The following is a 13,202-nucleotide window of genomic DNA, read 5'->3' as shown; positions in this document are numbered from 1 at the left end:
AGGTGTTCTTTGGTCTGGGAATAGCCGTAACCCGCATTTCGAAAAAGAAGGAGGGCAAAACATTAACAGTATTGGACATATGGAGACTTTAGTGATGTTCGTAGTAATCCCAGAGATAAGCTGAGACTTTTCTGATCAGGTTTTCTGCTTCGTTTTCATTGGTCCAGCGTTGGTCTTTGTTGTTTTTAGTACCAACATAGAACACATATTCACCGTGCGGGGCATTGACCAGGATAACTTCTGATCTGGATGCATCCACGGAGCCTGATTTGTGGGCGGCTTGTGTATAAGGAGGGATCTGCGACAGTCCCACTTCATCATAATAACCGTGTGTCATCAGTCTGTACATCCGGGAAGAGGCATTCTCACTGATCACTTCTCCCTTGCGGATCTTGACAAGCAGTTCTGACATTTCGCGTGGTGTGGTCATTCCCCAGCCATATACATTTCTTATCGCTTCCCGGCCAGGCGTACGAGAATTTACGCGGGTATTATTGAGTCCATATTGGGCCATGAGTTCATTGATGCGCTGTCCGCCCCCTGCCAATGCCTGATTCCAGAGAGAGGTGGTGTTATCGCTGTAGGCCATCATTAAGGCGACTAATACGCTCAGGTCAGTCTCCGTGCTGTCTTTGAAGAATTGCATTAATCCGGAGCCACCGTATTTAATGGAATCACGATACATCAGCGGCTGATGGTAGGAGAGTTCCCCTTTTTCTATCTTATCAAATACACCAACCAGGATAGGGACCTTTACGATACTGGCGGTAGGGAAGATGGTGTCGGCGTTGATATCCACATACCGTCCTGTTTTCAGGTTTCTGACATAAATGCCTACATCGCCCTGGAAGCCGGTAATGATTGCTCTTAGTCCTTTTTCCAGTTTACGGTCCTGTTGTGCAAATGTTAGCGCTGGCAGCAGCAGGAAGAAAAGCAGGTATCGTTTCATGATAAGCAGGCGTTTTTACCAAGATAAAAAACGGCGGCGAGATTTTCAGCATATTGGTAAAGCGGCGGCATTGTGTTATTTTGTACAGTATAAAATATACCCCGAACCATGAAGACAATTCTCACGTTTTTGCTTTTACTCTGTTGTAATATGCTATCGGCCCAACAGACGGATGCCGAATTATCTGTGCTGATCATCCGGCAGGATAGCCTGTTCTGGGATGCGTACAATCGTTGCGATACCAGCGCTATGGGCTCATTTTTTACTGCGGATGTAGAATTTTATCATGATAAGGGAGGACCGACTATCGGGTTGCCTGCGCTTGTCAGATCATTCAGTAAGAATCTGTGTAGTAACCGTAACTGGCATCTTAAAAGAGAGCCGGTACCCGGCTCTTATAAAGTATTTCCGCTGAGGAAAGATAACGCGATTTATGGGGCCGTATTAACCGGTGAACATGTGTTTTATATTCTGGAATCAGGAAAAGGGCCGCAACTGGATGGACATGCCTCCTTTACGCATCTCTGGTTAAAAGGAGATGGCCTATGGAAGATGAAGAATTTATTGAGTTATGATCATGGTCCTGCTACTTATCAGAATAAACGGAAAGAAATTGTATTGCCTGAAAAGGTATTGTCGGCATATGTGGGAACGTACCAGGGACCGAATGTAGGTATGTTACAGATTACAATAGAGAAAGGTGCATTGGTGATGACGATTAAAGACAAGGTATATCGGCTGTATGCGGAGAAAGAGGATGTTTTCTTTGATAAAGACCGTGACCTGGTGTTTGAGTTTGAGAAGGAACGGAAGTTGACGGTGAAGGAAAACGGTGTGGTGGCGGAGGTGTTGCCGAAGATAAAATAAAAATACACAATAGCAGGGAGGCTACCAGTATGTAAGGGGCCTCCCTTTTTATTTTAAATAGACCATAGTCTTACTGCGAACTTTATTTTCCAGTCATGTTCTTTTTTTTCCAGTACAGTGATATGACCATGTCCGCAAAGACCATGGCAGTGTATGGAATGATAAACAACAGCTGTTTTTCCATCGGCAGAATAATATACGTCTGAAAAAGCGTAAATGCCTGCGGAGAGAGGATGTGCATCGTAATAGTGTTTCCAGTCTTTGTCTATATGGTTAGGCCGTATGGGAAGACTGTTGGCGAGATCAATTTTTTCTTTGATATGAAATTCCTGTGCTGATAGCTTTCCCTGGCGATGTGTATTGTGAAATAAAAGAACAAGGTTCCAGTAGGCTGTATCAATAGGCACTGTTAGTTTTTCATTACCGGGCATTATAAGATTGGGCCCTAGTTGGTCTTGCTGACCATCTTTAAGCATGTCTATCAGCCATGTATCATCGATATCCGTTTCCAGTTTCTTTATTATAGTTACACTACTGATCTTGTCCTTACGTTCTTCTACATCTTCTATGAATACTGCTGTATATACTTTATAATCTTCCGGAGAAGGCTGTTGGGCTGATATCCGGACAACACATAAGAGGAGCAGGGTTACGTGGAAAAGGAATCTGCGCATAGGGGTAGGTATTTACATCAAAGTACGGTAATATCAGGAGAAATGTGAATTGTTAATAGAGTTTAAATAGAACTGCCTGTGCATCAGTGACTAGTACTTTTTAAAACATTTGATTAAATTTAGCCTCTACAATCTATCATGTATGAAAAAACTAGTATCCTGTCTGCTGTCGTCTGTGTGTCTCGCTACGGCAGCAAATGCCCAGCAGCAACAGTGGCATCTGATCAAAGACAGAATTGTAACCCAATGGGCTGAGAAGGTAGATCCTAAAGCACCTTTGCCCGAGTATCCACGTCCGATGCTGGTTAGAAGTAATAACTGGCAAAATCTCAATGGTCTCTGGAGTTATGCAATTACAGGTAAGTCTCAACCGCAACCATCTACTTATGATGGAAGCATCCTTGTTCCTTTTGCTGTGGAGTCAGCATTGTCAGGCGTAGGCCGCAATGTTGGAAAAGACAGTTTGTTGTGGTATAAAACCACTATCAGTATTCCTGCTTCTATGAAGAACAAGGAAGTACTGCTGCATTTCGGTGCTGTGGACTGGCAAACAGAGGTTTTTGTGAATGGCGCCAGCGTAGGTAAACACGAAGGTGGTTATGATCCTTTCAGCTTTAACATTACTTCTTTCCTGAAGAAAGGTGGTAAACAGGAAGTGACAGTACGCGTGTGGGACCCGACAGATGACGGTCCGCAGCCCGCGGGTAAACAGGTCGTAAAGCCAGAAGGTATCTGGTATACACCTGTAACAGGTATCTGGCAAACGGTATGGCTGGAAGCGGTTCCGAAGACATACATCGCCTCTACCAAACAAACGCCTGATGTGGATAAACACACCCTTACACTGTCTGCGGATGTACAGAATGTGCAGGATGGCGATAAGCTGAAAATTGAAGTGCTGGAAGGCGATAAGGTGATTGCCCAGCAGGAGGCGGGTGCAAAAGATGCGGCGGTTATTACGATGTCCAACGAGAAATTATGGTCTCCTTCCAATCCGTATCTGTACAACCTGAAAGTAACGCTGCTGCGCAATAATAAACCAGTAGATGAAATCAAGAGCTATTTCGCGATGCGTAAGATTTCCATGGCGAAAGATGCGAAAGGCGTACAGCGTATGATGCTGAATAATGAGTTCTTGTTCCAGTATGGTCCACTGGATCAGGGCTGGTGGCCTGACGGTCTGTATACGCCGCCTACATATGAGGCAATGGTATACGACATCGATCAGCTGAAAAAAATGGGCTTTAATATGATCCGAAAACACATTAAAGTGGAGCCGGCAACATATTATACCTATTGCGATAAAGCAGGTATCCTGTTATGGCAGGATATGCCAAGCGGTGACAGAGGTAATGGATGGGAAAACCGTCCGGGTATCTATGATCATCAGACGGACAAAGACCGTAGCGCTGCATCAGAAGGCTATTACCGTAAAGAGTGGAATGCCATCATGGACGCTTTGCACAACTATCCGAGTATCGTAGTATGGATTCCATTCAACGAAGCATGGGGTCAGTTCAAAACGGTTGAGATCACAGAGTGGACTATGAAGAAAGATCCATCCAGACTGGTGAACAGCGCGAGTGGTGGTAACTTCTACATCACTGGTCATATCCTGGATCTGCATAATTATCCGCATCCAGCGATGCCAAGTCCGGAGCTGTTTGGCGAAAAACAGATCCTGGTATTGGGAGAGTTTGGCGGATTAGGTTTACCGGTAGAAGGACATACCTGGCAGCAAAACAAGAACTGGGGCTATCAGTCATTCAAGACCTCTGATGATATGTTCAAACGTTATAATGAATTTACGCAAAGGATCTCGCAGCTGATCCCGTTAGGTTTATCTGCGGCGGTATATACACAGACAACCGATGTGGAAGGTGAGATCAATGGTTTTATGACTTATGACCGTAAAGTGGATAAGTTCCCGGTGGATAAGATGAAAGAAGCGAATACGAAGTTGTATAATCCGGCACTGGCGAAATAAGATCAGTCCGGTAGGGAAATAAATTAGGGCCGCCTCGGGTAACTGAGGCGGTTTTTTTATTACATTTAGCAGAGAAACCGTGTAGCATATATTAACCCTGATTTGTTTTCCCCTTGTCATTTAAAACCCTCAAATATAGTTGCTATGAAAAAAGCCAGCTTTCTGTACGTCAGCTTTGTTATGTTGTTATGTTCATTCTATGCGTGTGATAAACCGCAGGTTGAGCCTTCCTCTTTATTAAGGAAAAACACGCTGGGTATTAATCAAAATCCTTCCGCTGATTCTGTTGGTCTGAATGGCATATATGTGCTCAGTATGGACCAGGAGCAAGTCCCCGGTGGGTCGATTGGTTATTATGATTTTAACACCGGCACTTATGATCCGGATCGTTTTTTCTCTGCAAACGGGTATAATATCGGCCCTTACCCGACTGATATGGAGCGTTATGGCAGCAAAATCTATGTTACTGTTACATATGCACGTGCAGTAGAGGTGCTGGATGCGGTCACACTTGTTTCGCAGGCACGTATTCCTTTTCCCGATGGAGATGCTCCTTATGTTGGTCCTTCATACATAGCGTCTGCTGCGGGTAAAGTATTTATTTCCTGTGCTGACGGCTTTGTGCGGCGAATTGACACGAGTTCCCTGACTATTGATGGTAGTTTATTTACTGGAGGTGAACAGATGGACATGGCTGTCAGTGGTAACAGCCTTTATGTGAACGTTCTGCATGGTGATTACGAGCCGGAAGATACTTTCAGGCTGCCGGTGATAGACATACCGTCTTTTACCTTAGATACAACCCTGAAATTCCTGAATCAGCCGATAAAGGCGAAAACCGGTAATGACGGCAATGTGTATGTTCATCTGACGGCTGATTACTATGGTCCTGTACAGCCACCTGCAGGTCTTATCAGCATTAATCCAACGACAAATATTGTCACCGATCTGGGGTATGGTGCAGCTATAGATGGTATGGCCACCCGGGGGGATTCTTTGTGGGTAATAAACGCATTTCAGCCGCTGAGGATATATAATACTGTTTCCGGTGGATGGCAGGCTGTTAGTTATACTAAGCCTCCGGATATGCGGTATACGCCTGTCAGAATAGAAGTGAACAGGACCAATGGTGATTTTGCTATCCTGGATTCACAGGAAAACAGTGTATGGGATTATACGAAGTTTTACTATTACGACCACAGTGGTAACATGTTGTTCTGGTATCAGACACACAGGTATCCGACGGATATGCTCTTTATGTATAAATGAGTGATATAAAGGAAAAGGCCGCTTCCTCAGAGAGCGGCCTTTTCCTTTTATTTAACATGTATTGTACAACTGGCAGATTGCAAGCCATCTGATTTTACAAGCGCTTTTACAACGCCTGTTTTTTCTCCCGATTGAACAATAAATACGAGTTTACCACTAAATGCTTTCATCTGCGGTAAATGAAAGGCTTCCAGGCAGGTAGGATCGCCATTGGCAACTGCTTTAAAGCTACCTGCACCTGTTATTTCAAACTGCAATAAGTTTGTGGCGGCAGGACAAAGATTCCCTTTTGCATCTACTACACTAGCTGTAATATAAGACAGGTCTTTCCCATCGGCGGTTAACACGTTATTGTCCGCTTCCAGCTGGATATGATGTGGTGTGCCGGCTGTCGATACGCTGTCTTCTGCAACGGCTTTACCGGTATTATCATAAGCCACTACACGGATGGTACCTGGCTGATAGACCACGTCATTCCACATCAGGCGGTAGCGGCTTTGGTGCGTGGAAGTGTCTTTGCTTAATTTTCCCATGCTTTTCCCATTGACAAAGAGTTCTGCTGAAGGATAACTGGTATAGCAGAATACAGGTGTGACCTGTCCTTCTCTGCCTGGCCATGTCCAGTGAGGCAGGAGGTGTAAAGTGGGTTGTTGTTTGTTCCAGTGACTTCTATACAGGTAGAAACGGTCTTTTGGAATACCTGCCAGGTCGAAGATGCCGAAATAGGAGCTGTGCGAAGGCCATTTGGAATCATAGGGGGTAGGTTCGCCGAGATAGTCGAAACCGGTCCATACGAATTCACCCATGGTGTAGCCGAGGTCTTCCTGTTGTACGAATTCGTCATCAGGCACCTGTGACCAGGAGCAGACTTCGAAGTCATAGGATGAACATTGGTTGTCATCGTACATTTTTCCTTTGTAGAAACCCACCGGGAATTTATAAATCCCCCTGGAACTTACGGTAGACGCCGTTTCTGAACCCATGAGAAAACCCTGTGGGAGTTTACTGTGGGCTTCCGGATAACGGGCAGGTTTGTAATTAAAGCCCGGTATATCGAGTACAGCGGCGAAGCCTTTATTGATAGCATCGTCAAAACGGTCCATACCTGCCGTTACCGGACGGGTAGGGTCTTCGCGGTGACAGATGTCCTGCAGGCGGCGTGCGATGTCTTTCCCATTGGCGGAGCTTTGATCAGGTACTTCATTGCCGATGCTCCACATGATATTGGAAGGATTATTCCGGTAGTGATGCAGCATATTCAGTAAATCCTTTTCGACCCAATCATCGAAATAAAAGCTGTAACCATTCTTCACTTTTGGTGCTTTCCATTCGTCAAAAGACTCTACCATCAGCATGATGCCCATTTCATCACAAAGTGTTACGAGTTCTGGTGCGGGCATGTTGTGCGATGTACGGATCGCGTCGCAGCCCATATCTTTGAGCAGGCGGATCTGTCTGCGTAAAGCGGCGGTGTTGATAGCAGCGCCTAGCGGACCGAGGTCATGGTGATTGCAAACGCCCCTGAACTTTCTCGGCTGACCATTCAGCAAGAAACCTTTACCGGCCTTGTATTCGATGGTACGGATACCGAAGGGCGTCTCATATTGGTCTTTTAGCTGTGTTCCTTCATATACCTGTGTGACGGCTTTGTACATGACGGGGGTCTCCGGAGACCATAGTACGGGATGCGCTATGGAGAATTGCTGTGTGACGGTGCTGCTGTCTGCTTTTAAAGGCGTAACGGCAGTAGCTACCACTTTACCGGCAGCATCGAGCAGACGGGTCTTTACGCTGAGTGTAGATTGTTTATTACTTCTGTCGATGGTGGTCAGGAGTTGTACTGCTGCATTTTCCTGTGTGATTGTCGGGGTGGTGAGATAAGTACCCCAGACAGGCACGTGCGTATCGTTGGTGACGATCAGGTGTACGTTGCGGTACAGTCCTGCGCCGGGATACCAGCGGGAAGCCTGTTCGAAGTTTTCCAGCCGTACGGCGAGTGTGTTCTGCGCTTTTGTATGCAGGAAGGAGGTAATGTCAAAAGAGAAGGAGTTATAGCCATAGGGCCAGTTACCCACTTTTTTACCATTAACATATACTACTGCGTTGCTCATGGCGCCGTCAAAAAGAAGGACCGCCTTTTTGCCTGCGCGGAATTCCGGGACGGAGAAGGACAAACGGTACCAGCCCGCGCCAATGAACGGCAGACCACCTGTACGGCCTGCCTTCATTGTTGCTTCCTGTTCACCGTTCTGTACGATCTGTACTTTTTGTAAATCGTTATTGCCGTCAAACGGGCCTTTTATAGCCCAATCGTGCGGTATGCGGACTGTCTCCCAGCTTTTATCATTAAACGCCTCATTTAAGGCCTGCGGATGCTCGCCTTTGGCAAACTTCCAGTTCTTCTCCAATAGGTATTCCTGACGTGCCTGGGACATCCCTTTTACACTCATGAGTACCATTGCCAGTAATGCTATTTTACACTTGTTCATACGCTATTTAACTTTTAACCAGACGGATTCTACTTCTATGGTATATGGTGTGGTGTCCGCAGTGGGTATGTTGGTGAGTTCTATTTTGTCGAGCTGTGGGATATCGAAAGCCTTGTCCGCTGCTGCTTTAAACCATAAGGGCATAAAGCCGGGGTAAGGCCTTGGCAGTAATAAAGCCTTATCCGCAGATAAACTACGCAAGGGAACTTCGATGTCGCTGTATGCATCTTTGAGTGGGAACGTAGTCGCAAAAGCGCTGGCATCAGCCGTGACCAGTGCTATCCGGGCTTGGGTATTTGCGACTCCCTGTACCCTAGCACGGATCACGATGGTATTATAGGCTTTCAGTTCGGATGCCCTGTCTTTGATATGTACGTCGACTGCTCTGCTAACACCGGTGATGGTATCTGAGCCCTTTCCTTGTCCTGCGATGCGGAGTGCCAGTTGACCGGAGCTACTGCCTGCCGTATAAGCATCTTGTGTGTAGGCAGGAATGGTGATGAGATCTTTGTTGTCAGTCACATTGAGTAGTGACAGAGCGGTATTAGGCGCTGCGACAAAAGTCTGCCAGGTATCGCGCTGGTAGTTATCCCATGCGTGAGGATCACCTTCATGCTGGCCGGGGAAGCTGGTGTAATGATCGCCTTGTTGTATGACCAGTCTGTATTGCAGCAATCCAGGTTGCAGTATTTCGGGAGAGAGTGTGGCCGAATAAGCAGCTACACCTGTTGGATGCATATCAGCTTTGAACCACTGTCCGCCGAGACGATTCCCTTCCAGCCATACCTTCGCATTGGCATCGATACCCGTAATGGTAGCGGTGACAGTTGCCGGTTGATCCGCTGATATTTCCGTCAGTGGCTGGTGGAAGACTGCCAGTGTGGTACGTACCGGTTGCGGAGCGGCAAATTCCTGTAAAGCGATGATGCCATTGACAGTACTGTTGGTTGCTGCTGCGGTTGTTCCTTTGCTGGTCAGCAGATAAGTACCAGGATATACTGTGCAGGAGTTACCTGATACCTGTGGCTGGTGATGATTACCTGTATTGACTGGTGTGATGCTGAATGCTTCGCCCAGGTCGGGCAGGTTGATACTGATGGATTGGTTATTCCATTGTACCCGGCGTACTTCTTTTGCCAGCGATGCTTTTTCAAAAGGATCGCTCAGGGGAATGACGTCGGGCATGATTTCCAGTCGCCAGTTACCTGCTGCTATTTTGTCGAGGAAATACGCGCCTGTGCCGCTGTATTGTACAACAGAAGAATTACCGGTACCGGCAAGATGTTCCAGTGCGGTGCTGTTAAGCGGGGCGGTGTTGGTGTGACTGGTGTAATAAAACTCCGTCTTAGTGTTCCACTCGCTGAGTTGTTGTGCATAACTCAGTCGTGTGGAACCGAAGAGGGTATCCGCCGGATAGGTACCATAGTTTTTATTACGCGGCAACTGATGAAATACCTTGCCCGCTATCAGTAGACTGATCGCCTTTTCGGGCGTATAGATCATATTGAGGTAATGTGTCTGGTATTCTGTATTGGCATAAGCCGTCGCCATCGGGTCATACGCAAATTGTGTGGCCCATTGAAAGCCGGCAGTTCTGAAACTGCGGGCCATGGCGGGGTACATGACAGGTTGCAGTACATCTCCCGCGTCAAATTCATACACCATTCTGGCTTTGTTGTGAAAGGCCGGAATGGTGTCGAAGGGGATGCTGTAATGATCGACATTCGGCAGCAGGTTACCCTGTAAGGTACGGTTAGCCACCAGTCCTGTCGGGTACCATTGAAAACTTACACCATCGATATTGGCTTTTGCAACGGCGGCGGCATAGTAAGGCGACTCACTGATATTGTAGAAGACAGGTTTTTTCCAGCCGGTGGTTCTGATAGCGACTGCGAGTCTGTTGACATAATTTGTGGCGCCTTCCTGTGGCCCGCTGTGATGCGGTTCATTGTTAATCTCTGTTGCAATGATATCAGGATCGTTCTTATAGGTCAAGCCGGTATAAGGGTTGACATGTACGAAGAACTGTTTTACATAATTCTCCTGTGCACGGATTGCAGTATCATTCACCAGTGCTTTTTCCTTACCATAGCGGTAAGAGAAACTGCCGGTATTTTCATCTTTCTCCGGATAACCGTTTCCCCAAAAGGCAATAGGCGTCAGCAGTATTTTGATCTTTCTTTCTTTCAGTTTGCTGATGAGATAGTCAAAGAGATCAAGGTGGTCATTTGTGAGCAGATTGCCTTGTGCGTCTGTGATTTCTGTGTCCCAGACATGCACACGGAAAGCATCTACGCCCAGGCGGGCAAGGTGATAAACATCATCATCTATTGCCTTTTTCAGATCGGCGGCTACTGCTTTGTGTGAACGGTATCCATATGCGAAGGGCGCTGTGTAATTCACGCCGAAGAAAACAGCTTCTTTCTGGTCTTTTGTATAACGTAATACGCCGGTTTTGTCCACATAGACCAGCGGTTGCTGGGCCAGGGCCTGACAGGTGAGTAGGAGTGTTAGTAGTAAAAGGGTCGTTTTTTTCATTATCCTAAATTGAGTGGAATTAGGAATTAGGAATTAAGAATTAAGAATTAAGAATTAAGAATTAAGAATTAAGAATTAAGAATTAAGAATTAAGAATTAAGAATTAAGAATTAAGAATTAAGAATTAAGAATTAAGAATTAAGAATTAAGAATTAAGAATTAAGAATTAAGAATTAAGAATTAAGAATTAAGAATTAAGAATTAAGAATCGTACATCTGGTCCTAATACTACCAATGATCACATATTTGTAAAGTCCTATAAAAGGCAGATTGTTTTTATTGGAACCCCCAATTCTTAACTCTTAATTCTTAATTGTTAATTATCTGAAGGCGTCTATCGCGAATGTAGGCTTGCCGGTATTGTCAAATGCGCCGAGCAGGTAGTTCTGCCATCTGTTATATGCCTGTGGTTCCCAATAGAAGAGTCCGAGGCCTTTGCCATCCGGTAAGTTATGGATTCTTGTGTAAAGGTCACGGATAAAGTAATTGGTGGCAACCGGTGATGTGGCGGGCATCCCTATTTCGCAGAGCATGATCTCTTTGTTGTAACGGGATACCATATCGCGCATGTTGGCTTCGCATTGCTGATTAGGCGTCTGCCATTCTACCGTAGCAGGGTAAAGAGACATACCAATAATGTCGAAGTTGGCTTTATTGGCTGTGAGGCCGTCGAACATCCATTTATAGAGTCCGTTGTCATATCCGTTTGAAAGATGAACAATGACTTTGATATGGCTGTCGATTTCCTTTACGGCTTTATAACCGGCGTTGATCAGCAGGGCAAAGTTATCCATGTGTTCGGATGCCTTGCCTAGAGGCCATAACATACCATTGTTGGTTTCGTTGCCGACCTGCACCCATACAGGGATGATACCTTTTGCTTTCAGGGCGGTCAGTACTTCATGTGTATGGTTATAGACGGATGTTTGCAGTGCTGTGATATCCTGGTTGCTCCAGGCCGCAGGAGTGGTTTGTTGCCCGGGATCCGCCCATGAATCGCTGTAGTGGAAATCTATCAGTAATTGCATACCGAGTGCATGTGCGCGTGCTGCTTTGGCTAATACATCAGCGAGGTTATTGTACCCACCGGAAGGATTGACCCATATGCGCAGACGGATAGCGTTCATGTTGACGTTTTTCATCAACTGCATGCCGTCGGTTTGTTTGCCGGTAGTATCGTAAAATTTCATACCTGCGGCTTCCATTTCTGTAAGCCAGCTAACGTCTGCGCCGCGTACCATTTTCTCCAGGATAGGATTGGTAGCTGGCGTATTGCCCGGCATTTCATATTTTTTGCAACCCATTGCTGCCGCTAAGAGCAGGCTAGTTGCTATTATCAGTTTTTTCATGTCCGGTGTTTGATTTATAACTTCGTGAGCGTATAGGTGTAGTTGCCCGCCTGACTCAGGTTCAGGACTACTTTGTAATTGCCTGCCACACCGCCGGGTGCAGAGATATTACCACCATCCTGTACCAGTTTACCGTCGGTCGGACCGTAGTTGAGCGTCCAACCTTTATTGGCCCTGAACTTGAATCCACCGGCGCCTTTGATCGCTACTGAGTTGGCGATCCATGTGCCGGAGGCAGCGTCGAATGTCATGGGAATATCTGTTTCCCAGTCACTGGCAACTGCATCTCCTACGAGCGACCAGGTAGTAAGTGTTGTGCTCCAGTCCCTGGAATTGACATTGGCTTTTACCAGGAAATAACCTTTGCCAGGGGTGTAGAGATTACCACCACCTTTTACCATCTTGGTTGTGCTTTCATAACCCCATGCCGGATCGTTCCAGTTGGGCGACGTTGTGATCTTGAAGGTGTAATTGCCACTGGCATTGTCCGGGAAATAGATATAGCCTTCATAAGCTCCTTTACCGCCTGCATCTGCGATGGTAGGAGCGGTGGCTGCATTCCAGCCCTGGTATTCTCCGGGTACCCACAGGAGGGCTACATTACCCGGTGCATAAGCGGTGACGGTGATGGCCAGAATAGCGGAGTAAGTAACCGGAATCGTGGATGGATTGGTAGCCGTACCATTCTGACGGACTTCCCCTTTCATGCGTACATAGAGCGGCGCAGCCCTATTACCTTCCAGTCCTGTTTGTAATGCGATGGCATTCAGTTCTGCGACAGTGTAATGTTTAGCGGTATCTGCATTCATTACAAATGTAACCGCATGGCTCATGGAGTTGCTGGTGTCAAATTCAAGCGAATAAGTGACGTCAGCACGGATGCCGTAACTAAGTGCGGACCATGCGAAGTGAACCGCTATATCGTCACGGTGTGTACTATCCAGTACGACAGATGTAATGGTGCTGGTGAATGAAGGTGTGCCTGCCGGAAGCGTGTACACTGATTTTATTTCGTCCTTTTTACAGGCAGTAAAAAGGAGGGTGAGTAAGAGATAAGCAAAGATTCTTTTCATACAATCA

General features: G+C 46.3%; 9 protein-coding genes. 3 read left to right on the top strand and 6 right to left on the bottom strand.

The features are described from left to right. Positions 1 to 88: 88 nt before the first annotated feature. Entirely contained in the window at positions 89 to 949 is an 861-nt protein-coding gene (locus tag CPIN_RS30540; protein WP_012793749.1) for a serine hydrolase, read from the bottom strand. A 108-nt stretch (positions 950 to 1,057) separates the two neighbouring features. Between CPIN_RS30540 and CPIN_RS30535 the strand changes: the two genes are divergently transcribed. After that, positions 1,058 to 1,816, top strand: coding sequence for a nuclear transport factor 2 family protein (locus CPIN_RS30535; RefSeq protein WP_012793748.1), 759 nt, complete (start codon positions 1,058 to 1,060; stop codon positions 1,814 to 1,816). A 53-nt stretch (positions 1,817 to 1,869) separates the two neighbouring features. On the opposite strand, the gene CPIN_RS30530 is transcribed toward CPIN_RS30535, so the two are convergent. Beyond that, entirely contained in the window at positions 1,870 to 2,490 is a 621-nt protein-coding gene (locus tag CPIN_RS30530; protein ID WP_012793747.1) for a hypothetical protein, read from the bottom strand. Positions 2,491 to 2,632: 142 nt separating this feature from the next. Here CPIN_RS30530 and CPIN_RS30525 point away from each other — a divergent pair, with 142 nt between their 5' ends. Beyond that, positions 2,633 to 4,477 (top strand): glycoside hydrolase family 2 protein, encoded by a 1,845-nt coding sequence (locus CPIN_RS30525; protein WP_012793746.1) that lies wholly within the window; start codon positions 2,633 to 2,635, stop codon positions 4,475 to 4,477. 144 nt (positions 4,478 to 4,621) lie between these two features. Continuing rightward, positions 4,622 to 5,746 (top strand): YncE family protein, encoded by a 1,125-nt coding sequence (locus CPIN_RS37210; RefSeq protein ID WP_012793745.1) that lies wholly within the window; start codon positions 4,622 to 4,624, stop codon positions 5,744 to 5,746. A 47-nt stretch (positions 5,747 to 5,793) separates the two neighbouring features. Here CPIN_RS37210 and galB read toward each other — a convergent pair whose 3' ends face one another. The 4 genes from galB to CPIN_RS37205 form a co-directional block, all read right to left on the bottom strand. Then, the gene (gene galB / locus CPIN_RS30515; RefSeq protein WP_012793744.1) at positions 5,794 to 8,235 is read right to left on the bottom strand and encodes a beta-galactosidase GalB; all 2,442 of its coding nucleotides are present in this window, start codon (positions 8,233 to 8,235) and stop codon (positions 5,794 to 5,796) included. Positions 8,236 to 8,238: 3 nt separating this feature from the next. Continuing rightward, complete coding sequence (locus CPIN_RS30510; protein WP_012793743.1) at positions 8,239 to 10,773, bottom strand: cellulase family glycosylhydrolase; 2,535 nt, start codon at positions 10,771 to 10,773, stop codon at positions 8,239 to 8,241. 320 nt (positions 10,774 to 11,093) lie between these two features. Continuing rightward, positions 11,094 to 12,122 carry a glycoside hydrolase family 53 protein gene (locus tag CPIN_RS30505; RefSeq protein WP_012793742.1) on the bottom strand — a complete coding sequence of 343 codons (1,029 nt, stop codon included), beginning with the start codon at positions 12,120 to 12,122 and terminating at the stop codon, positions 11,094 to 11,096. A 14-nt stretch (positions 12,123 to 12,136) separates the two neighbouring features. Beyond that, positions 12,137 to 13,195: a SusE domain-containing protein gene (locus CPIN_RS37205; RefSeq protein WP_012793741.1), complete on the bottom strand. Its 1,059-nt coding sequence runs from the start codon at positions 13,193 to 13,195 to the stop codon at positions 12,137 to 12,139. Between the last annotated feature and the right edge of the window lie 7 nt (positions 13,196 to 13,202).

The sequence above is a fragment of the Chitinophaga pinensis DSM 2588 genome (genome assembly GCF_000024005.1).
Lineage (GTDB): Bacteria > Bacteroidota > Bacteroidia > Chitinophagales > Chitinophagaceae > Chitinophaga > Chitinophaga pinensis.
Note: the sequence above shows the minus strand (reverse complement) of the source record. Positions and strands in the feature narration are given on the sequence as shown.